This is a genomic window from Flavobacterium chungangense LMG 26729, assembly GCF_000735715.2.
Classification (GTDB): Bacteria; Bacteroidota; Bacteroidia; order Flavobacteriales; family Flavobacteriaceae; genus Flavobacterium; species Flavobacterium chungangense.
In genome coordinates this window covers 1-24,650 of record NZ_JASY01000014.1, presented here as the reverse complement: position 1 = coordinate 24,650, position 24,650 = coordinate 1, and the positions used below count along the sequence as shown (strand labels likewise).

Below are 24,650 nucleotides of genomic sequence, written 5' to 3'. Positions count from 1 at the left end.
AAACCCTTTACATCTTTCGTAAGGGGTTTGTTTGTTTTTATTTATTATTAATACTCACTCCAAATAATTTAGTAAGGATCAAAATAAAAATCCTATTTTTACAACCGTGAAACTTACAAGTACCATATTATCAATTGTTATTCTAATACTTTCGTGTATGCCTTGTGCAGACATGGGGATAAATAGTTTCGCGCACACTAAATCAGAATTGGTTTCAAAACAAGACAATCATTCACACGAAAAAGAAAATGATTTGTGTTCACCGTTTTGTATCTGCAGCTGCTGTGGTTCACAAATGGCAAGCTATTCACGACCTATAGCAATAGATTTTCCAATACCTTTTAAAGATATAGAAACACAATTGCCAACTTACCAATCTATTTTCACTTCCAATTTCTACGGAAGTATCTGGCAGCCGCCTCAATTAGTATAATGATACCCGGGTAATACCAGGTTAGAAAGCTGTGCTTTGGCACGAACAATGGCAAATGTTCTGTTTACTTATTTCTAATACATTATACATTTTCAAATGTTAGACAAGATTATACAATTCAGTATAAAGAATAAATTCGTTATACTGCTTTTTACCCTTGTGCTTTTGGCATGGGGCAGTTATTCCATTAAGCAATTACCGCTTGATGCTTTACCTGATGTAACCAACAATCAGGTACAAATTATTACTACAGCTCCCACTCTTGCCAGTCAGGAAGTAGAGCAGTTGATTACCTATCCTTTAGAACAGGCTGTAAAAACCATTCCCAAAGTAATTGAATTGCGAAGTATTTCACGCTTTGGACTTTCTGTGGTAACGGTTGTATTTAAAGACGAGGCCGATATTTACTGGGCAAGGGAGCAAATTTTTCAAAGAATAAAAGCAGCTGAGGAAAATATTCCAAAATATGCAGGTACTCCTGAATTAGCACCAATCACGACCGGTCTTGGTGAAATTTTCCAGTATGATGTCTATGCCAAAAAAGGCTATGAAAACAAGTACGACGCCGTAAAACTGAGAACCATTCAGGACTGGATTATTATTCCGCAATTGCAGGGTGTCGAAGGTGTTGCCGAAGTAAGCAGTTGGGGAGGAAAACTAAAGCAATACGAAATTGCCGTTGATCCTAACACATTAAACAGTCAGGGAGTTACGATTACAGAAATTTTTGAAGCTTTAGAAAAAAACAATCAAAACACCGGCGGGGCTTATATCGAAAAAGACGAATATGCTTACTTCATCCGTGGTGTCGGAATGGCTTCAGGAATTGCTGATCTGCAAAATGTGGTAATCAAAAACCGAAACGGCGCTCCTGTTTTGGTTCGTGATGTTGCCACGGTTCGCGAAGGCATCGCGTTGCGTTACGGAGCATCAACCAAAGATGGAAAAGGCGAAATTGTCTGCGGATTGGTTCTTATGCTAAAAGGCGAAAACTCAAGCGCAGTTGTAGAAAGAGTCAAGGAAAGAATGGAGCAAATCAACAAATCCTTACCCGAAGGAGTTGTCGCAGAACCTTTTATTGACAGAGGAAAACTGGTCAATAACGCCATTGGAACGGTAACCAAAAACCTCGTTGAAGGAGCATTAATTGTAATATTCGTCCTGATATTGTTTCTCGGAAACCTGCGTGCCGGCTTAATCGTTGCTTCAGTGATTCCGCTATCCATGCTTTTTGCAGTGATACTGATGAATTACTTTGGCGTAAGCGGAAACCTAATGAGTTTGGGAGCCATCGATTTCGGAATTATAGTCGATGGCGCCGTAATTATTGTGGAAGCCACAATGCACCATTTAGCAAACATCAAAAGGAAAAAGGAACTCACTCAGGAAGAAATGGACAACGAAGTTTATTTGTCAGCCTCCAAAATCAGGAACAGTGCTGCCTTTGGCGAAATCATTATTCTGATTGTGTATCTGCCAATATTAGCCTTGGTCGGAACCGAAGGAAAAATGTTCAAACCCATGGCAATGACCGTTGGATTTGCAGTTATTGGAGCTTTCGTACTGTCATTAACCTATGTCCCAATGATGACTTCTTTATTCTTATCAAAAAAGACGGAGTATAAAACCAATTTCAGTGACCGAATGATGGCGTGGTTTGAGAGTAAATACACTCCGCTGCTGAATAAAGCTTTACATTTTAAAAAAGCGGTTCTTTTGGTTTCTGTTGGTTTATTTGCCTTCGCCTTTATTACTTTCCAAAATATGGGTGGCGAATTTATCCCAACCATTGAAGAAGGTGATTTAGCCATTAATACTACAATTATGACAGGAAGTTCTTTGAGTCAAATGGTAGAAACGACTACGAAATACGAAAAGATTTTAAAAGCCAAATTTCCTGAAATTAAAACTATTGTGGCAAAAATCGGCAGCGGTGAAATTCCGACCGATCCAATGCCGATCGAAAGTGCTGATTTGATTATTGTCCTAAAAGATAAAAAAGAATGGACTTCTGCACATAATTGGGAAGAATTAGCCAATTTGATGAAAGAAGAGATGGAAGCGATTCCCGGAGCCAATATCGAAATTTCCCAGCCTATCCAAATGCGTTTTAACGAATTGATGACAGGAAGTAGAAGCGATATTGCCATCAAGATTTTTGGTGATGATCTGGAAGTTTTAGACAACAAAGCCAAAGAACTTATTGGAAAAATCAGTTCCATTGACGGAATTGGTGATCTGAAAGCCGATAAAGTAACGGGATTACCTCAAATCACGGTCAAATATGACTATCACAAAATTGCTCTGTACGGATTGAATATTAGTGACATCAATCAAATTATCCGCTCTTCGTTTGCGGGAGAAAGTGCAGGAAAAATTTATGAGCAAAGCAGGCGTTTTGATATAGTGGTACGGCTGAATAAAGACAATCGGGCAGATATTTCAGATGTGAGCAATCTGTTTATTCCGTTGCCAAATGGACAGCAGATTCCGCTAGCGCAGGTAGCAACCATCAGTTACGAGCAAGGTCCCGTTCAGGTCGCCCGTGAAGATGGTAAACGAAGAATTACTGTTGGTTTAAATGTCCGGGGACGCGATATCAAAAGCGTGGTAGAAGAAATTCAGGAGAAACTGAAAACCAACTTCAAGCTTCCTGCGGGTTACTACGTTACCTATGGTGGACAATTTGAAAACCTGATCGAAGCCAACAAAAGACTTTCAGTCGCACTTCCTATCGCTTTGGGTTTGATTCTTGTTTTGCTGTATTTTACATTCAAAAGTATCAAACAATCGTTATTGATTTTTACAGCCATTCCGCTTTCTGCGATTGGAGGTGTCTTTGCACTTTGGTTACGCGGAATGCCGTTTAGTATTTCTGCGGGAATTGGTTTTATTGCTTTGTTTGGTATTGCTGTTTTAAACGGAATCGTGCTTATCTCCTATTTCAATCAGCTCAAAACTGAAGGCATTATTGACCCGCTTCAACGCGTTTTAATTGGAACCAAAACAAGATTACGCCCCGTTTTAATGACGGCCGCCGTAGCCTCTTTAGGATTTATGCCAATGGCGTTATCAACGAGTGGTGGTGCAGAAGTACAAAAACCTCTGGCAACTGTGGTTATCGGCGGATTATTTTCGGCAACATTACTTACGCTCATTGTATTGCCAATACTTTATTTATTATTCGAACGTGGAATTAAAAGAAAAAACACAATGAATACTTCAATAATGACAACAATCTTTTTGCTGATAAGCACCTTTTCTTTTGCCCAAAATACCCAAACGGTAACTTTGGAACAGGCTCTTGAATTAGCAAAAAAAAATAATGCGACACTGAAAATAGCCGATAAAGAAATCGAAAAACAAAACGCCCTGAAGAAAACTGCTTTTCAGCCTGATCCATTACAGATTCAGTATCAGGGCGGGCAGTTCAACAGTGCAGATTACGATCATAATGTTTCTGTTCAGCAATATTTCCCTATTGGAAAAATAACGAAAGCCAACCGACAATTACAGGAAGAACTGGCAGCATTGGCCGAAAAGCGCAAAGCTATCTCTGAATATGAAATTGAAAAAGCGGTAACTTTAGCTTATTATCAATATTTGTACGGTGTCGAACTACAAAAGCTGAATAACGAGCTGAATTTGATTTATACCAAATTCCTCAAAAATGCCGAATTACGTTTCAAAACCGGAGAAAGCGGCAATATTGAAGCAATAAGTGCCAAAGCCAAAGTAAAGGAAATTGAAACAATCAAAGCTCAGATTGAATACGATTTGGCTATTTATCAAAAGCAGCTGCAATATTTTGTGCAAAGCGATGCTATCGTCATTCCTGAAACAACCGCTACTTTACAATATAAAAATACACTTGATGTAAGTTCATCCAAAGCAGAAGGTTTGGTAAACGATTATTATGCACAGCAGATTTTAGTTAACCAAAAAGAAACCAGTGTTTTTAAAGCACAGCGAACACCTAAATTAGGATTGGGTTATTTCGCCCAAACGATTGACACTAAATCCTTATTTCAGGGATTTACGGCAGGTTTTCAGATTCCGCTTTTTGGAGGCGTAAATTCGGCTAAAGCCAAAGCATCCGAAATCAGTGTTTCGCAATCACAACTGCTGCTGGACAGGAATAAATTAGCCCTAAAACTGAAAAAAGAAGAATTGCAGAATGAGTTTGACAAACAGCAAAAAGCATTACAATATTATCAAAACGAAGGGTTGGAATATGCGGACCAAATTATCAATACGGCTCAAAAAAGCTATGCCAATGGTGATATGAGCTATTGGTCGTACATCAGTTTTTTGAATCAGGCTATTGACATCAAAAAGCAAAATGCCGAAGCGGTTAATTTATACAATCAAAGTGCCATTCAGCTGCAGTTTCCATCCATTCCTAACAATTAATTTATATAAGATGAAAAATATAATAGTCAATAAAATACTTCTACTTTCTATTTTCCTTTTTATTTCCTGTGGAGAAAAGAAAACCGAAGAAGAACATGCCGAAGAAAAATCAGAAACCGAAGTAGCCTTAACCGAAAAACAAGCCAAAACTATCGGAATTGAAACGGGTAGTATTGAAATGAAAAACCTCAACACCATCATCAAAGCCAACGGTTACACAGCTGTACCACCCCAAAACAGAGCTGATGTTTCGACACTAATTGGCGGAGTTGTAAAAGATATTTTTGTTTTGGAAGGAACATTTGTAGCAAAGGGTAAAACATTGGCAACCATCCAAAATCTGGAAGTTTCTGAAATGCAGGAAGAATACCAATCGGCAGTGGCGAATATTGAATATCTGGAGCAGGAATTTAAACGTCAGAAAACATTAAGTGAAGAAAATGTCAATCCGCGAAAAACATTTCAGGAAGTAAAATCAAAACTTGCTTCTGAAAGAGCCAAAGCACAGGCAGCCAAAAATAAACTTCAGGCTTTAAACGTAAATCCTAAAGGCAGTACTTCCTTAGTCCCTATAGTCTCTCCAATTAGCGGTTATGTGGGTAATATCAATATTACCAAAGGCGCATTTGCAGAAACTGGCGTAACTTTGTTTGAAGTAGTTGACAATAGTCAGATGCACCTCGACCTGAATGTATTTGAAAAGGATTTAGGTAAAATTTCGATAGGACAGGAAGTCGATTTCATACTGACCAATCAATCGAATAAAGCGATTAAAGGGAAAATATTTGGTATCAATAAATCGTTTTCCAATGAAAGCAAAACCGTTGCCGTTCACGCCAGAATAAATCCGGGCAATACCAAAGATTTAATCTCCGGGATGTATGTTGCGGCGAATATCAACATTTTGAATCAGACGGTTCAGGCATTGCCAAAAGACGCTATTGTAAAAAACGGAGAAAAGTATTTTATTTACATTCAAGAAGATAAGCACGAAGAAGTTTCAAAAAAAGAAGAAAACCATAAGGAAGGAGAAAATCATACAGAAATTCATTTCAAAGCAATTGAAGTCTCAGTAGGAACAACCGATTTGGGCTATACCGAAGTGAAGCTAATTGAAGAAATTCCTTCGGATGCCAAAATTGTGATTAAAGGTGCTTATTATCTTTTATCACAATCAAAAGGTGGCGGAGAACACGAACATTAAAACATTTAAATATGGAACACAAACACCAACATAATGCAGAGGCTAAAGAGTCTTGTTGTACCATAGAACAAAAAATCCATATCCAAACGGATACCCATGATTGCGGTTGTTCTTCCAAAAAACAAAAGCATACAGATCATGAGGGACATGACCATAGCCATAATGCAAATGAAAGCGTCTTCAAAATGTTTCTGCCTTCAGTCATTTCTTTGGTATTGTTGTTAATTGCTATAGTTTTAGACAATTACTTTACACCAATTTGGTTTAGAGACTGGATACGAATAGCCTGGTATCTTGTCGCTTATATTCCTGTCGGCTTTCCTGTTATCAAAGAATCTATTGAAAGTATTAGGTATAAAGATCTTTTTTCTGAATTCCTGTTGATGGTGATTGCTACTGTTGGAGCATTTGCCATTGGTGAATATCCCGAAGCGGTGGCTGTGATGCTTTTTTATTCTGTTGGAGAAGTTTTTCAGGCTTTGGCAGTAACAAAAGCGAAAACGAATATTAAATCTTTATTGGACCAACGGCCCGATGAAGTTACTATTTTAGTCGGTTCTGAACCTAAAACTATAAAAGCTTCAGACGCTACAATTGGCGACATCATCCAGTTGAAAGCAGGCGAAAAATTAGGTTTGGACGGAGAATTAATCTCTGAAACTGCTTCGTTCAACACCGCTGCTTTAACAGGAGAAAGCAAACCTGATACAAAATCTAAAGGAGAAATTGTTTTAGCCGGAATGATCAACCTTAATAAAGTTTCACAGGTAAAAGTGACCACAGCGTATAACGACAGCAAACTTTCGAAAATTTTAGAATTAGTACAAAACGCCACAGCGCAAAAAGCACCTACTGAATTATTCATCCGGAAGTTTGCTAAAATCTATACTCCTATTGTGGTTTTACTGGCAGTGCTGATTACTTTTCTTCCTTATTTGTTCGTACCTGATTATGTTTTTTCAGATTGGCTTTACCGAGCCTTAGTATTTTTGGTTATCTCTTGCCCTTGTGCATTGGTAATCTCTATTCCGCTTGGTTATTTCGGTGGAATTGGAGCTGCGAGTAAAAACGGTATTCTGTTCAAAGGAAGTAATTTTCTTGATGCAATTGCCACCATTCAGAATGTTGTGATGGACAAAACAGGAACCATGACCGAAGGCGTTTTTAAAGTACAGGAAGTTGTTTTTGACTCACAATTCGATGAAAAGGAAATTTTACAGATGGTAAATGCTTTGGAAAGTCAAAGTACACATCCCGTTGCGACTGCGATACATGAATATGCAGGCACAATTGACACTTCTATTAAACTCGAAAAAGTGGAAGAAATCCCAGGGCAAGGACTAAAAGCAGTCATTGATGGAAAAAGCTTATTGGTCGGCAACTTTAAGTTGATGGATGCTTTCTTCATTCCTTATGATGTTGACCCCAATTCGATAGTATACACACTGATTGCGGTTGCCTACGACAAAAAGTTTGTCGGTTATCTGACCATTGCCGACAGCATTAAAGAAGATGCGCAGATAACCATCGATAAATTAAAAGCACTGAATGTAAAAACCACTATGCTAAGCGGTGATAAAAATACAGTTGTACAATTTGTGGCTCAAAAACTCGGAATTGCAAATGCTTTTGGCGATTTACTCCCGGAAGATAAAGTCAATAAAGTCAAAGAAATAAAGGCTAATAATGAAACTGTTGCCTTTGTTGGCGATGGTGTAAATGATGCCCCAGTTGTGGCACTCAGTAATGTTGGTATTGCCATGGGCGGACTCGGAAGCGATGCCACCATTGAAACCGCCGATGTGGTAATTCAGGATGATAAGCCGAGTAAAATAGCGATGGCAATTGATATTGGAAAACAGACCAAGAAAATAGTCTGGCAAAACATAACACTGGCTTTCGTCGTAAAAGCAGGAGTTTTGATTTTGGGAGCCGGAGGTTTGGCAACCATGTGGGAAGCTGTTTTTGCTGATGTTGGAGTAGCCTTGTTAGCTATTTTGAATGCTGTCAGGATTCAACGAATGAAGTTTTAATTTCTATTTCGTTATTTTTTAAACCCTTGCAAGTCTTTACTTTTAAGGGTTTTGTTTTTAGCATTCACCTGAAATAACTAAACACTATATGGTCAGTTTCTAATAATTATATAACAGAAGATTTAAATTTTATAAAAGGAATAAAGAGAATCGTTTTTAAATTTATATTATCCTTAAAAGAGGAAACTCCAAACTCTAAAAATCCACTGAATAATCTTTAAAATACAAAATCATGACCGAGAAAAATTATGATCCGGACAACGAAAACTGTCCTGAAAAAGACATGGTAGAAAATATTCGGAATTTAAAAATCAATTCTGAAAATAATAAAAATGCCCAGACTGCTGAAGAATTTATAAACGACAGTCCAAATCGGACTACGGGTAAAAACAGGCTGAATACTTATGATTCAGATTATAATGAGGAAAAAATCAATAGATAAAACAAAAGGCATGCATTTTTTAAATGCATGCCTTTTGTTTTTTTAGACGGGCTATTATTTTATAGAACCAATAATATCATATTTGGTAATAATATGATAATTACCGTTTTTTAAATCTACTAAAACAGCATCATTTTCTTTGGTAAATAACTTTGAAACCTCTTCGATAGGAGTTCCTAATTTTACAATCGGGAATGGTTTTCCCATTACTTCCTTGATTGGTTTTTCGGCTACATTTTTATCGGCTACATAACTTCTAAACAAATCCGTTTCATCCACTGAACCTACAAAACCCGTGATATCCACTACCGGAATCTGTGAAATTTTGTATTTACGCATACGCTCGATAGCATGCGAAACCAGTTCTTCTGTACGCACTACGATTAATTCTTTGTCAATATGGTCTTTGATAACGTCTTCTGCTTTTGTAACATTTTCATCCAGAAAACCACGTTCACGCATCCAGTCATCATTAAACATTTTACCTACATAACGGCTTCCTGAATCGTGAAATAATACCACGACAACATCATCCGGCTTAAAATGCTCTTTTAACTGTAACAGCCCTTTTATGCAAGCTCCTGCTGAGTTTCCAACAAAAATAGCTTCTTCCATGGCAATTTTTCTGGTATAAACCGCTGCATCCTTATCTGTTACTTTTGTAAATCCGTCAATTAGCGAAAAGTCAACATTTTTAGGCAAAATATCTTCTCCGATTCCTTCGGTGATGTATGAGTAGATTTCGTTCTCATCAAAGATTCCCGTTTCATGATATTTTTTAAAAACTGAACCATAAGTATCAATTCCCCAGATTTTTATATTCGGATTTTTCTCTTTTAAATATTTTCCAACTCCTGAAATAGTGCCGCCTGTTCCTACGCCTACTACAAAATGAGTGATTTTACCGTCTGTCTGTTTCCAGATTTCAGGGCCTGTTTGCTCGTAGTGTGCCAGAGAATTGGATAAATTATCATATTGGTTTACATACCAGGAATTTGGCGTTTCTTCAGCAAGACGTTTTGAAACCGAATAGTAAGATCTTGGATCTGTGGGTTCAACATCTGTAGGACAAACAACTACTTTGGCACCTACGGCACGCAAAATATCCATTTTTTCCTTAGACTGTTTGTCAGAAATTACACAAATCAATTTATATCCTTTAATAATAGCTACCAGTGCCAGCCCCATCCCTGTATTTCCGGAAGTCCCTTCAATGATGGTTCCACCCGGTTTTAAGCGTCCATCAGCTTCGGCGTCTTCGACCATTTTCACGGCCATTCTGTCTTTAACAGAATTTCCGGGATTAAAAGTTTCGACTTTTGCCAGTACCAAAGCATCAATTTCAGCAACGACTTTATTTAGTTTTACTAAAGGTGTGTTGCCAATGGTTTCTAAAATAGTATTTGAAAAGTCCATTCTATCTGTGTTTAATTTTATTTTAATCGAAATTTTATTTTATTGGAAGAAATTCCAAACCAGTCCAAATCGGATAGTGAAATCACGATATGGATTATTTGGTGCTGCATAATAATTGTTGCCTGAAAAAGAAGAATTAAAATGTTCTGCTTTTAAATAAATTCGGGTTTGACGGATTCTTCCATTCAGGAAAAAATCAAAAGTTGGATAGCCACCAATCTCTTTGGTATTCTGAACAAAAAACTCTCCTATTACAGGATTATAATCGTTTGCGTAATATTTTGTAAAATAATTAAAAATAATCCCGGTCTGGATATACAGTGCCTTTTTAAAGAAATAGGTAGAATAATATAATGTATTTCTGGTTACAAAATCCGGAACATTTAAAATAGCCTCAGACTGATCTACTTTTTGGTATAAAAATGTATTATCTAAGCCAAATTTTCCAAATTTAAACTCTCTGTTTGCTTTAATAGATATGTAATTAATTGCATTTCCATATTGTGCCGGATTTATAATTTGAGTCCTATTTTCTGTCTGTTCAGGTGTTGAGACATCTTCAAAATATAAGTGATCGTTCAATACAGAATACTGAACCTCCCCATTAAGCCATGGTGTATAAATTTTTCCGCTAAACGAATTGATTTTTTCATTTTTAAAATCATCACCCCAATTATACTGTATATAACTGCTTTGATAAAGTTCATAATTATTATTTGGCAGTTTGCTTATGTTTTGGTAGCGAAAATCGAATTGGATTTTCTCGTTTAAATTATATCTCAGCTTGGCATCTAAATCTGAAATTGTCTCTTTTGTAATGGATCTTGTAAGTAAAAATCTTCCGTTCCATTTATTTTTTTGGTACTCGTATTGCGCACCAACATTATTAATTTCTCTATATAAATTATCATTAACAGCAACATTCCCGTCATTATCAAGAATGATACGGTAATATTTATAATTTGAACGGTAATCATCAATAAAGAAATTAAATTTCCCAAGAAGTGAATTCTCATACGCTACTCCTACTTTGTTATACAATTTTTCAAAACGGGTCTGGTCTTTAAGATTACTGGTAACATAAGATTCTCCAAACCTTTGAACAACTGTATTTCCTACGGTTGACAAAACTGTAGGTTGTTTGTATTCAAAAAATTTATTTTCGTAATTAAACTGATGTGTTACATACAAATTATTATTAGCCTGTTTAGGATTTATTCTGAAAGCGTGGTCAAAAAAAAGTCTTTTTCCTTTCAGGAAAGATTCGGCATCTGTCAGATAAACTTCCAGTCGCTGACGATTCGAGAAATTTGGATCTCCGCTTTCAAAATCTTCCGGGGTTGTAATTCCTCCATTTTCTTCATTTAAAACATCCTGATATGCATAATGGAGATATAAAATGTAACGTTTATCGGTAGTATTATAACTGGCTCCAATTCTAAAATTTCCAATACTGGTTAACTGATTGATATATTTTCCTTCTGAACGTAAACCTCTGTATCCGATAAAAAAGTTAAGATTTTTGGATGTATTTAAAGTAATAAACGAATCGACATTTTGACCTTTTCCAACTGATGTATTAAAGAATAACTCGGTCAATGGCGTTGCAACGTGATAATAGTGAATCTCGCTGGCATCCATAAAATTAAAATGTTTTCCACGAAAACCAATATCCGGATAGGGAGAAAAATCAGTCAGGCTATATTGTAAGGTATTGTAGGTTTGACCAATATTTGAGAAAGGCAAAAGGCCAAAATTATCTCTTCTAAGATAATTTTGTTTATAAGCACTTTTTAATGTTAACGAAGTATCTACAATAGTTGTATCGTGCTCTATAGTAACAATTTGATATTGCTCAATTTTGGCTATAAGGGCTTTTTTCTTTTTTACAGTATCCGTAATACTAGAATATTGCGAATTCATATCTAAACTCTTTTTGGGAGCTCCACCCTGAGAAAATAATAAAGAGGGCAGAACTAATAGATATAGAAAAAAAAGTATTCTCATTTGATGGTGTTATGTATGGGTAATGATTTCAATAAAATTACTAAAGCAAAGGTAAATTATAAATATATATAAATAAAAAAACACATCAATTAGTATTTACAAAATTTGAAACAAGCATAAAAAAACTGCCCAGAATTTGGGCAGTCTCCATACAATTTATAAAAAGATTTATAGATCATTTTGTTTTATCAATGGATTAGCATTGATTTCTGCTCTGGGAATTAGCCATTGCCATCTTTTATCTGTAGCGGGAACGCTTAAAACATTATTCGTAATTGCAGAATCATGATTAGCTCCCGTTCTGTCAAGAGGAGAATTTGTTCTTTTTAAATCATAAAATCTAAATCCTTCACCCCATAATTCAATCCTTCTTTGAAACCAAATTTCATCAACCAATGCCTGTCCTGTTTTTACAGACAAAACATACGCGGCATCTCTGCTTCTTGCTAAAGTAAACAATACTGTGTTAGCATCTGGTAATCCAAGTCTTGCTTTCGCTTCTGCTTCGATAAGATACATCTCAGCGACACGCATATAAGGAACATCACACCTGCTGTCTCCTGCATTTATTGATAAAAATTTCTGACTTGTGTAAGGAAATTTAGCATAAGTAGAGAGAAGTGCCAGTGCAGTATGCGCTCCTGTTTTATCAAATAATTTTGAACGTACATCAGTTGTTGGTATTTGATTATAAAGTTTACTGTTAATCGCCTTTGGACAAGAACGGATAACTGTAGAATTATAATTTCTGGACATGTATGCACCAAAATTACCAAAATAATCGGTTTGAACTTCATTAATGTGGCTGCCCCACATCCATTCGTTAGCATTAAAATCATTGAATCCTTTAACATATTCCTCAGCAGTCATTAAAGCAATACCTGCTTTTGCCTTAGCCGCGTAATCTGCAGCAATAGCCCAGTTTCCTTGTGTTAACGCAACTCTAGCTTTTAGACCCTGAGCAACTTTTAAATTCAAATGAGAATTATTTGGTTTTGCATAACCCACTAATAAAATATTGGCTTCATCCAGATCTTTGTTAATTTGAGCATAAACTTCTTCTACTGTTGAACGAGGAAAATTATCATTTCCTACCGTTAAAATTACAGGCACACCTAATTGTGTATTATCAATTCCGTTAACATATCTTTTTCCAAATAACTGAACTAATTGATAATGACAAAAAGCTCTGTAAAGCAATGCCTGACCTTTCAATATTTTTTTCTCAGCATCAGAACCAATAGCTGCATCTACATTTTCAATTATAGTATTAGCATTTCTTATTATTCTGTAATAAGTTCTGTAAGGAAATCTAATATCCTGAGAATTCTCATTAGCTACTCCATTCCAGTTATAAACTTGTAAAAACCATGCATTAGTTACAGGGTATACAATATCATCTCCTGCTATATCAACTTGTTGCATTAAACTTCCTAGTCCATTTTCATTTTGATTGCTTTCGTATCTGATATACAAAGATCTGTGTATCCCATTCAGAAGAGTCATTAAATTTTCTGTCGTTTTTGTAGCTCCTTCAAAATCAACATATTCAGTTGGTTTTTTTTCTAAAAAATCATCTGAGCAAGAAGTTACTATCAATAACGATATTGCAAAAAACAGCTGTTTTATATATTTAAATTTCATAATATTATTTTTTTAAAAGTTTAAGTTTAAACCTAATGTAATAACTCTTGAAGGGGTATATCTGTTTTGAGTTGTTCCATTAAAAGTTTGAGTTGGATCTAACCCCTTGCGCTTAGTAAATAATAATAAGTTTTCACCATTTGCATATAAAGTAGCATTATCAATCCCTAATTTAGAAATTAACTCCGAAGGCATTTTATAAGATAAATTAACTTGTCTTAACGTCAGATAATCTGAACTAATCAGCCATCTGTCAGAAGCTGCTGTAGATTGCGTATTTCTATTAATATCCATTCTTGGAACATCTGTGATATCTCCTGGTTTTTGCCATCTGTTAAGAGCATCAGTACTTAATGCATACCCGTAGTTATTTCCTGTATGCATTAAGGAAGCATAATTAGTATCATACATTTCCCCTCCTATTTGATAGGCAAATAAAACATCTAATTTTATACCTTTATATTCTACGTTAGTTCCAAAACTTCCATATAAATCAGGAATTGCTGAACCTCCATAATGATATAATGCTTTATTTTGATCCGTTGTTACACTTACACCATTCACTACTCTTTGAGTAGCGTCACCAGTAACTATTAAAGCCGGATCAGAAACATATAAGGCATACCCGTCTGTAGGATCAACTCCATACCAGTCTCTTAACCAAAAATCATAAAGTGATCTTCCAACCATAAGTTTCTTATTACCTGTTGTTGTTATGATTTCTTTTTGTGGCAATCTTGTAATTTCATTATGAATTGTTGAGGCATTTACATTCAATCCCCATGAAAAATCAGTTGTTTTTATAATTGTACCATCCAAAGATATTTCGAAACCTTTATTGTACATTGAACCAATATTTTCAACTCTGTTATCAAGTCCAGAAGATAACGGATTAGGAACCGAAAATATCAGATCGTCTGTATTTCTGTGGTAATATTCAACACTCCCTTTAAATCTATTTTTAAGTAATGAAAATTCAATTGCAACATCTTTTTGAGTGTTTTTCTCCCACTTTAATTCAGTTGCGCCTTTAGCATTTGTAATAATACCTCCTTCGCTACCATTATCATAACCTAAACTAAATGTTGACTGATAAACATAAAAATTCAAATCATCATTATTCGTATGAGAATCATTACCAACCTGACCGGTAGAAGCTCTTAATTTTAACTCATCAATCCACGAGACATTTGCCAGGAAATTTTCTTTTGAAATTACCCATGCACCTCCAACAGACCAAAAATTCCCCCAACGCTTATCTTCTGCAAATTTTGTAGAACCATCTCTTCTAAAAGAAGCGGTTAAAAGATATTTATCAAGATAACCGTATCCAATTCTTGAAAAGTAAGACTCAGTTGCATAATTTCTTGTATAAGAATTTAAATTAGTTGTAGTAGAATAATTAATGAATTCAGGATTATCCGGAGAAACCTGACCTGTTTTTGTACCTGTAAGCCATTCTCTTTCATAATCAAAGCTTTCGTGGCCTAATAAAACAGAAACACTATGATTTTCAATTTCTTTAGTATAATCTAATAATTGATTATAGGTAGTTCCTGTTAATACTCTATTTTCCCGAGATACTAATCCTGAAGGAGCACCATCACCTATTTCAGTATTGTAAGTATAAGTCCTGTTGTAGTAAGTCTTGTCTAACGATGCGTTTGTTGTAAATTTAAAATCTTTTAAGAATTTGATTTCAATGTATGTTCTCGCTGACAGCGCCAATCCTTTTTGATTATCAGTATTGTTTAGTGTTTCATATACAATATTTCTACCATTTGATGCCCCGGAACCTCTAACGGTTGAGTAAACCTTCTCACCTGTTACCGGATCTAATATATAGTCTCCATTTGCTGCATGGCTGTAGATTGGATAAATAGGTCCCATGTATCGGATAGTTCTAAATGGATTATTAAAAGACGTAGTATTATCAACTCCATCAACTGCCAGGTTTGAATTAGTAGTAGTACCAGACAAGTTAAGTCCAGTCTTAAAAAAATCGCTCAATGATGTATTAACATTTAAACGCCCCGTAATTCTTTCGTAATCCGATTTTTGAATATACCCATCTTCATTAAGATACCCTAAAGAAGCAAAGTAGTTTGATTTTTCTGTTTTTCCCTGATACGAAAAATCAACGTTCTGACGAACTCCCGATCTTTCTAATTCTTTAGCCCAGTCCAGATCTTCCGGATACAAAAGCTGTGCATTCGGATTTAATTTACCATCCGTACCAACAATTTGAGCATTTGGAACATTAAATGGGTTTGTTATTAAAACAACAGGTACTCTTCCTGATGCAAATGTATTTGCAGCATCTATTTGAGTTTGGTTAGCCATTGGGCGACTATTTCTGATTCCTTCCCATATTAAGGGATAATAATCATAAACATTTACTCTGTCATATTCTTTAATTAATCTTGAAGTCAAACCCTGACTTACATTCAGGCTAAATTTATCTTTTGATGATTTCCCTGTTTTCGTTGTAATAATAACAACTCCATTTGCAGCTTTAGAGCCATAAAGCGAAGTTGAAGAAGCATCTTTTAAAACACTTAAACTCTCAATATCACTTGAATTCAAGTTGCTGATATCTCCGGCAAATGGAATACCATCGACAATATATAATGGTGTATTTGACCCATTGATAGAACTAAAACCACGAATTCTAATAGACGGAGCTGAGCCAGGCTGCCCGGCAGCACTTTGTATTTGAATTCCCGCTGCACTACCTTCAATAGCTGACAAAGCATTTGTTAAAGGTCTATTTTCAAATTGTTCACCTTTGATTGAAACGGCTGAACCAGTATAGGAACTTTTTTTAGCTTTACCATAGGCAACAACCACGACTTCATCCAAATCTTTGCCTGAATCTACCATCGTTACATTTACTTTAGATGAAGGACCAACAGTTACAATAACATCATCCATTCCTACATACGAAAAAACTAATACATCGCCAGGTTTTGCTCTAACAGAAAATCCTCCGTCAAAATCAGTCTGGGTACTATTTTTTGTCCCTTTAACAATAACATTAACGCCAGGTATTACCCCTGTATTGCCAGAGACAACTCCGGTAACAATTTCCCCCTGTGCAAAAGAAAACTGTATAGATAACGCTATCAATAACGTAAAAATCCATTTTAATTTTAATTTCATTTTAATTTATTTTGAATTAGTAAGGGCGTAAAACTCTTAAATATTTATTAAAATAACAAATTAATATTTGCGTTTTTATTAAATTAAACACAATAAAAAACAAAAAAAACACATATAAATTCAATTAAAAACATATAAATTAACAATTAATTGAATAAAACAAAAAAGAAGGTTTTTTCTTTATTTTTTGAATTAACATTAAATTAACAACGAAATAACTTATAAATATTCAATTTTTTATAACATTTTATGTGTTTTTAGTTATTTTTAACATTTTTAAAAATGCTGTTTTTACTCAAAAAAGTGGAAAATCTGGTAAAAAATAGTGTTTATTTATAGTATCCTCTAGACTAAAAATCTTTTGTTGTTTTTTCAGGTTAACGTTACTTTAAATCTAAAATCACAATAAAATTGAAAGAATTTATTTATATTAAAATGAAAATCCCTTTTTAATTCCCGTTATAATGCAAAAAAATAAGACAAAGTGATTTTCTATAACACCTAAACAGGTAAAATAGAAGTACAATATTGAAATGATTTATAGTACAAAATATTATATGATAATGCTAAAAAAACATATTTTTGTCTTTCTAATAATTCAAAGAAATGCTTCAGAAAAATTTTTCAGGATATGTCTTCGAAACCGGCACTGATGAAGCAGGAAGAGGTTGCCTGGCGGGACCGGTTACTGCTGCTGCTGTTATTTTACCTGCTGATTTTGAGCACTCTTTTTTAAATGACAGTAAACAATTATCTGAAAAAATAAGAGAATCTTTAAAACCCATTATCGAAGAAAACGCCGTATGCTTTGCTGTAACACATTTACATCCGGATGAGATTGACGAAATAAATATCCTGAATGCTTCGATGAAAGGAATGCAGGAATGTATTTTAAAATTAAAGCAGATCCCGGAGTTTATTATTGTTGACGGTAACCGCTCGCTAAATGCAAAATTAGGTCTGAAAAATACATTTGGAAAACAATTTTCAGCAACAGAAATCGATTTGCTAAAATCAATTCCTAATCAAAGCATTATAAAAGGAGATTCGAAATTTTTGAGCATCGCCGCAGCTTCTGTACTGGCAAAAACGTACCGGGATGAATTCATGAACGAAATTCATAAAGAATTCCCGATGTACAACTGGAAAAAAAACAAAGGCTATCCGACCAAAGAACATCGCGAAGCCATAAGAAAATATGGTACTACAAAATACCACCGAATGAGCTTCAGACTCCTGCCGGAACAATTAGAACTGGATTTTTTTGAACAATAAAAAAGGCTTATCACATTTGACAAGCCCATTACAAAAAAATTATCGGTTAAAACTGAAATTTATATCCAAAATCCGGTGAAAAACCAATTTGATCTTTTTGATTCACAGTATTTGTAAGCCGATTGTATTGTTTGGTAAAAACGTTAGTATTATTAGTAACATTTTGAAAATCAATATAAAATTGATGAAACCTTTTTTTGTTTTTACTATTTAACTTAATTCCAAACTTCACATCCCATCTCAGGTAAGGATCATATTGCCGGCTAAATGCATTTGCATCATCCCTGATTTCGTATCCAGCCAAATTTGAAGCTGCCAAATCAACCGGTGTATAATAACGACCTCCCGCTGTTGTAAACTTAGTATCAATCGAAAATACATTATTCTGATCTTTTCCTATTTTAAATTCTTTTCCTCCCAAAAGATTAATGACATAACCATTATTAAAAGGTGAGTTTCGTTCTATCCCATCGCTTCCTTTATATTTACTCTCAAAAACTGAAGTGGTGAACAAACCATAAAATCCCTGACTGAAAAATTTCTCTAAAGTGAATTCAACACCCTGATTATGACCTTTCCCGTTACTTATCAAAGAGGTCTTATCAATTGAATAGCCAAAATCTGCACCTTCTGTTAATGACGAATAACTACTCGGAGAAGATTCAACCGCTGCTTTATCAATTTGCTGATAGTACAACTCAACTTTCCCTCTCCATTTATTCGCCAATTTAACATCATAGCCCAAAACATAATGATCGCTCTTAACCAAATCTAAATTTTTGTTGGTTTGGACTCTGTCTCCATTTATATTTTCACTTAAAAATAAAATTGGAACAGGGACACTTTGATGATGTAATCCGTAACCTAAACTTATTGTATTTTTAGGATTTACAGCATATGATAAGGCACTTCTTGTTTCAAAAACAAATTGCTCATTAATTGAAAAATATTGGGCATGAATACCTCCGTTAAAAGTTAATTTTTCCATTAATCGAAATTGCCCCTGTGCAAATGGCTGTACGATATTAAAATTCCCATCATTACGAATCAACTGAACCAAATCAGGATAACCGTCACCATCATTGTCCTGTTGTCTGTCCCTGGTTGCCAAATCTGCATTAAGCGTATAATTTTCAAATAATAAACCCGCCCGGATTGTTATCTTTTTATTCAGTTTTGAATTGAAAAGAGTAGAAAAAGTGATTCTGCTTTCAGAATTGTCTATGTCCGAAAATCTTAATTTATTTTCTGATGGTGTATCGTAATTATAATAGCGGTCATTTTTATAAGTATTCCCGGAATTTGCAAATCCAATAATTGTTTTTAACGATGAATTGCTTCCAATATCTAAATTATGTTTTAATCCTATTGATCCAAATGAAGAAGTTACGAAACCATCTTCGTCCTGAGCTGCAAAAGGATCTTCTTTATTAATATTTTCTCCTAAAAAATCAATTTTTGAAGTACCATATATCCCAAAAAGAGAAAAATTTCCTAATTTACTTTTTCCAAAAGCCACATTAAAACTAATATCGCTGTAATTAGGCTGAGCAGTGGTTCCGGCCAGTCCCAGAATCCCAACAAAACCATATCTTGCAGCTGCCACGAACGAGCCTCCTTTTTTACCCAGCGGCCCTTCTGCCATAAATTCTAATCCGGGATATGCGCCTGCACTTATCATGTATTCATATTCATCAGGATTCCCTTTTCTGAAACCTAAATCAAAAACTCCGGCAATTGCATTACCGTATTCAGCCGGAAAGGCAGAAGTCATAAAATCAGAATTCGCCAGAAGGTTCGGATTTAAAGCAGAAACAGGTCCACCTGTAGTTCCTAAAGTTGCGAAGTGATTTGGATTTGGAACCGGCATTCCTTCAATACGCCACAACATTCCGGAAGGAGAGTTTCCACGAACCACGATATCATTTCGGCTATCATCACCTGTTGAAACTCCTGCGAAATTTGAAACCAGACGCGCAACGTCACTTCTCCCGCCTGAAAACCTTGTAACTTCTTCGGGACTAAACTGTTTTGTAGAAACTATAGCCATTTTATTTATAGCTCTAGCTTTATTGGATCCGGAAGTAACTACAATCTCATCTAATGTATTGAATTGTTCCATCATTGGAATAGTCAGCAGATTCTCTTTTCCTGTAGTAATATCAAGATCAGAAACTGATGTGCTTTCATATCCTGTTAAACTTATCGAAATGCTTTGCCTTCCCAGCGGAATTCCGAATAACTTAAAATTTCCTTCTTCATCAGATGTGGTTTGATTTTCATCATTTCCGATGAGCGTAATAACCGCCCCAGAAATTGGTTTTTCAGATTGTTTATCAATTATTTTCCCTTTAACAACTCCTGTCTGGGCAAAAGAAGTTAAACCAAGAAGGCTTAAAATAATCAAAAATATTTTTTTCATTTTTTACTTTGCTTTATAGTTATTAAAGCAAATGTAAAAAGAGGGTTTTTCTTAAAAATTGACTCAGGTTAAGATTTATTATTTAAGGTTAGACGCGTTCTTATTCTGCTTAAACTTTCTGGTTTTACCCCTAAATAACTTGCAATATATTTGAGAGAAACTCTTTCGACAACCTTTGGGTAGTTTTTTATAAATCTAAGATATCTGTCTTCATGAGACAATAATGACATGAACTTATTTCTTCCTGTTAAACCCTGAATGGTTCGCTGCATCATAATCCTTAAAAAATTATTAAAAACCGGATACTCAGAAACTAATTTATCAAAATCATTTTTATAAGCTAAATAAAAGCGGCAATCTTCCAAAGCTTCAATATTCATCATGGAAGGTTTTTCATATAAGAAACTTTCAAAATCAGAATACCATTCGTTTTCAAAGAAAAAATTTACTGTTGATTCTGTTCCATCAACCGAATAATAACAACGAATACATCCCTCTTCTACAAAAAAACCAAAATTGCAAAAATCTCCCTCAACCAAAAGATGCTCATTTTTTTTGATTGTTTTCGGCTTTAGTATATTTTTAAAAGCCAGGCTCTCTTTTTCATTAAATTCCATGAATCCGGATAAATCGGCAATAACGCTTTGCATAAATTTGTGGTTTAGAAAATTTAGTTTTAGCTCCTAAAAAAGATTGCGTTAAAACACTATTAAAGAGAATTTATCAAAATAGTTATATCGAAAATTTAGCATCTGCATACTTTAATTTACGAATTCCTTTATTATTTAATTAGCTTACTGTCTCGATTTAGTTTTATGAATTAACCGTTATGGATTTTTGTAAGCTTACGCTTTTTCTTACAGATTGTTCTTTTATTTTATGGATTAGCTATTATTACAAAAATACACTTACTGAAAATATTAGAAATCACTATAAATAATGATTTAATTGAGTTTTAAAAAAAGACCCTGAAAATTCATGATTGTCTTTATTTCTAAATGATAAAAGAGGATCTGTTACAAAAGAGATTCAATTTATAATTACCCAACTTTTATTAAAAAAGCTGCTTAATCTTACTTTTATATTCCTAAGTATTTTTGTCTGAAACACTGTCTGCCTCATCACAAAAATTCTAATTCACTGGTAAAACTATATTGTTACTTTCTGCTTTTCAAAAATTCTGCAAATTGTTTCGTATCAAAATAAAATGGCCTAATAGCAGTAATTTTTCCGTTTTTTAAATCAAAATGTTCCGAGATTGGCATCGAAAGTGTTTTGCCTGACTTTTTTGACTTACAATTTATGGTAAAATAAATAATGACTTCCTTTTTGGAAGCATCACTAAAATAAACAGGCTCTTTTTCTATCTGCAAATCAAAGAACTCGGCTGATTTTGCAAACATTTTGGTCCATTCATTAAAGCCTTTATAAGTTCCTCCATAAGGCAAACCTTCTGCCTGATTATAAATTGCATCGTCATCGATTAAAGCTGCTATGGTATTAAAATCCCTTGTTTTAAAAAGGCATTCAAAATATTGTGCTACCACTTTAAAATTATCAGCTTCAAGATTTTTCAAAATATCAGCCTCAGACAAAACTGCATCCTTATCCCAAAAACTGATAATTTTACTCACCTGTCCTTTTCCGTTTAATCTGGCAAACTCACGACCGGCCATTATCAGCTTATTTTTAGAATCCTGAATCTTCCAGTCCCAGGTCACATAATTGTCTTTTACCGTTTTTGCCCCGGAAGTTAGTACAGCATCCGGATTTTTTTTATAAAACTCATTGATGACATTATTAAATGCAGCTATACCTTTTATAGAAGCAGAAGGATCTTCGAAAGTGCTGTCCTCGAGCCAAATCGTTTTTATTAATTTTAATCTGGTGTCATTATTGCGTTCCTGCCAGACTTTTTCATAAATCGTAACCGGATATAATTTTTCCTTCTTTTGAGCCAGAAGACCATTACATATAAAAAGAATACAGATGAAGTAAATTTTTCTCATAAGTCAGACAAATTAGATTAATAAAGCATTTACTCAAATTTAGCATAAATACAGAAAAGAATTACAATACTTTCATAATTTGTTATTTATTCAAAATCCTACAAGGTTGAAAAAACCTTACAGGAACATTAACTGATATAATTTATTTGTAAACAAGTTCTGTGCTGTATTAATCGAACTAAGGTTATAAGAAATCAATTTTATAATTTTTATCATTTGGATTAAATACTATTTTCTGTTAAAAACAGAGACTAATTTTATAGCATAATGATGTTTTGTTTTAGATAATCGGTCTTATGTTATATAAATTAAAAGGAGAGGAAAAGAATTTTAAATAGAAAAGAGACAATCAATTATGAAAATTGTTGTCTCTTTTTATTTTTATTACTACTTATATTTTTTAAAGCTGTCTTTAAATAAATTCAGCCTCAAACAAATTAGTCAAATGTTTGATGATTTTAGCTTTCACTTCCTCTTCGTCTACCTTTTCTACTCCAAGTTCAACGTTTAAAGATGTAACCGCTTTACCACGAATTCCACACGGAATAATATTGTCAAAATACCCCAAATCTACATTTACATTTAAGGCAAAGCCGTGCATGGTTACCCAGCGTGAAGCACGCACACCCATAGCGCAGATTTTACGTGCAAATGGAGTTCCAACACCAAGCCAGACTCCGGTTTCTCCATCGCTTCGTCCACATTCTAAGCCATATTCGTTCAGGGTTAAAATAATGGCTTCTTCGAGAAAACGTAAATATTTATGAATATCTGTAAAAAAGTTCTCTAAATCCAGAATCGGATAACCTACAATTTGTCCGGGACCGTGATAGGTAATATCTCCGCCACGATTGATTTTATAAAAGGTTGCTCCTTTTGCTTCGAGCTGTTTTTCGTTTAATAATAAATTTTCGAGATCACCGCTTTTACCTAAAGTATACACATGCGGATGTTCTACAAAAAGCAGATAATTTGGAGTTTCTAAATCCAGTTCTTCTCTTCTGTTTTTAATTTTTAAATCGACTATATCCTTAAAAAGTTCTTCCTGATATTCCCAAGCCGATTTATAATCTTTACTTCCTAAATCCTGAAGTTGAATTTTTTTGTTCATTTTAATTATTTTTCAAACTCAACATCAAAGTTTAGTTTGTCAGGATTCTCCATATAATCCGTGAAAGGGTATTGAATTGTAATTGTTTTTCTGTCCTCACTAAATAAAGCATTCGGATTTGAAACTTTCTTTATTTTTTTAGGAAAATGATATTTTACGATATAATTAGAAGAGGCAAAAATCATTTTTGACATATCTGCTGTCGAATCATTCGCTTTTTCAGTCAGTTTTTGTTTGTCTATTATTGCCTTACGGGTAAATTTCTTTCCGTTGTACGTATAGCTTAGTTTACTTTTATTATCACCTAGACCTGCAAAAGGAGTTGATGGATTTGCTCCGCCTTCCAGCTTTTGAAGAGTATTCATCGACTGTAGTACGTCCTGCAGTTCATTTACACTTTTAAAATCAGTAGCAATATTCATTAAAAACTGTTTTTGCTCTCCATTCATTTTTATATTGAATACCAAATTCTCTAATTTTTTAATTTCTTTTTGAGCTTCGGGAGATAACTTTGAGATACTGTCTTGTTTTTCTGCAATTAGCTGTTTAAAAGTAAAAGTAGAATCCATAGATTTTTTAGTATCTGCTCCCATCTGGCTCCCTATCTGGTCTCCAGCCATTGCCATTAAAGACGAACCATCCATATCTACAGAAAATTTGCCTGTTCCGTTATCGTTGATGGTTATATTTTCAGTAAAAGTGCAGCTTGTAAGTGTTGCCAGTAAAAAAGAAAAACTAAGTAATTTATATAATTTCATCATGGTTAATTTTTTATCAAAGATACGAACTTTTTTAAGCTACTAAGATTCTGAGATTCTAAGTTGCTAAGTTTTACAACTAACTCAAAATTTTATTGCTAACACTTCTACTAAAATGTCTTTTGAAAATAAAAATTTCTAATCTAGCCCCGATTACTATGACATAAACAAGTTAATAAATCTTTTTTTTTAATTTAAATTAGTTTTATTTTAAGACACAGCAAGTTTGCGAATAAGAATTCAACAAAAGGTTTTATATCTTACTCGTTGATAATAAGGGTTGTCCCTGATAAGATTTATGCTGATTTTCTAACCTCAAAT

At 34.3% G+C, this 24,650-nt stretch carries 15 protein-coding genes; 6 read left to right on the top strand and 9 right to left on the bottom strand.

What is annotated here, in order from left to right:
- Positions 1-106 precede the first annotated feature (106 nt).
- The 5 genes from JE46_RS18785 (at position 107) to JE46_RS18765 (ending at position 8,525) form a co-directional block, all read left to right on the top strand.
- Complete coding sequence (locus tag JE46_RS18785; protein WP_031456824.1) at positions 107-433, top strand: DUF6660 family protein; 327 nt, start codon at positions 107-109, stop codon at positions 431-433.
- Positions 434-529: 96 nt separating this feature from the next.
- Positions 530-4,846: a CusA/CzcA family heavy metal efflux RND transporter gene (locus JE46_RS18780; RefSeq protein ID WP_031456823.1), complete on the top strand. Its 4,317-nt coding sequence runs from the start codon at positions 530-532 to the stop codon at positions 4,844-4,846.
- A gap of 10 nt (positions 4,847-4,856) precedes the next feature.
- On the top strand, positions 4,857-6,050 hold the full coding sequence (locus JE46_RS18775) for an efflux RND transporter periplasmic adaptor subunit (protein WP_031456822.1): 1,194 nt from the start codon (positions 4,857-4,859) through the stop codon (positions 6,048-6,050).
- Positions 6,051-6,061: 11 nt separating this feature from the next.
- The gene (locus tag JE46_RS18770) at positions 6,062-8,083 is read left to right on the top strand and encodes a heavy metal translocating P-type ATPase (RefSeq protein WP_031456821.1); all 2,022 of its coding nucleotides are present in this window, start codon (positions 6,062-6,064) and stop codon (positions 8,081-8,083) included.
- 232 nt (positions 8,084-8,315) lie between these two features.
- A complete protein-coding gene (locus tag JE46_RS18765) occupies positions 8,316-8,525 on the top strand; it encodes a hypothetical protein (protein ID WP_031456820.1) in 210 nt (69 codons plus the stop codon).
- A 54-nt stretch (positions 8,526-8,579) separates the two neighbouring features.
- Here the strand turns inward: JE46_RS18765 and JE46_RS18760 are convergent, their stop codons facing one another.
- The 4 genes from JE46_RS18760 to JE46_RS18745 all read right to left on the bottom strand — a co-directional run bounded on the left by JE46_RS18760 (position 8,580) and on the right by JE46_RS18745 (position 16,754).
- Entirely contained in the window at positions 8,580-9,941 is a 1,362-nt protein-coding gene (locus JE46_RS18760) for a pyridoxal-phosphate dependent enzyme (protein ID WP_031456819.1), read from the bottom strand.
- Between the two features lie 39 nt (positions 9,942-9,980).
- On the bottom strand, positions 9,981-11,948 hold the full coding sequence (locus tag JE46_RS18755) for a putative porin (protein ID WP_031456818.1): 1,968 nt from the start codon (positions 11,946-11,948) through the stop codon (positions 9,981-9,983).
- 168 nt (positions 11,949-12,116) lie between these two features.
- Entirely contained in the window at positions 12,117-13,592 is a 1,476-nt protein-coding gene (locus tag JE46_RS18750) for a RagB/SusD family nutrient uptake outer membrane protein (protein ID WP_051872926.1), read from the bottom strand.
- Between the two features lie 12 nt (positions 13,593-13,604).
- Complete coding sequence (locus JE46_RS18745) at positions 13,605-16,754, bottom strand: SusC/RagA family TonB-linked outer membrane protein (RefSeq protein WP_031456816.1); 3,150 nt, start codon at positions 16,752-16,754, stop codon at positions 13,605-13,607.
- Positions 16,755-17,360: 606 nt separating this feature from the next.
- Between JE46_RS18745 and JE46_RS18740 the strand changes: the two genes are divergently transcribed.
- Complete coding sequence (locus tag JE46_RS18740; protein WP_031456815.1) at positions 17,361-18,029, top strand: ribonuclease HII; 669 nt, start codon at positions 17,361-17,363, stop codon at positions 18,027-18,029.
- Positions 18,030-18,075: 46 nt separating this feature from the next.
- Here the strand turns inward: JE46_RS18740 and JE46_RS18735 are convergent, their stop codons facing one another.
- The 5 genes from JE46_RS18735 to JE46_RS18715 all read right to left on the bottom strand — a co-directional run bounded on the left by JE46_RS18735 (position 18,076) and on the right by JE46_RS18715 (position 24,332).
- Positions 18,076-20,451, bottom strand: a complete 2,376-nt coding sequence (locus tag JE46_RS18735) for a TonB-dependent receptor (protein WP_031456814.1) — start codon at positions 20,449-20,451, stop codon at positions 18,076-18,078.
- A gap of 68 nt (positions 20,452-20,519) precedes the next feature.
- Entirely contained in the window at positions 20,520-21,101 is a 582-nt protein-coding gene (locus tag JE46_RS18730; RefSeq protein ID WP_035136831.1) for a Crp/Fnr family transcriptional regulator, read from the bottom strand.
- A 507-nt stretch (positions 21,102-21,608) separates the two neighbouring features.
- On the bottom strand, positions 21,609-22,460 hold the full coding sequence (locus JE46_RS18725) for a nuclear transport factor 2 family protein (RefSeq protein ID WP_031456812.1): 852 nt from the start codon (positions 22,458-22,460) through the stop codon (positions 21,609-21,611).
- Between the two features lie 412 nt (positions 22,461-22,872).
- Positions 22,873-23,571 (bottom strand): lipoyl(octanoyl) transferase LipB, encoded by a 699-nt coding sequence (gene lipB / locus JE46_RS18720; RefSeq protein ID WP_031456811.1) that lies wholly within the window; start codon positions 23,569-23,571, stop codon positions 22,873-22,875.
- Between the two features lie 5 nt (positions 23,572-23,576).
- A complete protein-coding gene (locus JE46_RS18715; RefSeq protein WP_236010826.1) occupies positions 23,577-24,332 on the bottom strand; it encodes a hypothetical protein in 756 nt (251 codons plus the stop codon).
- Positions 24,333-24,650: the final 318 nt, after the last annotated feature.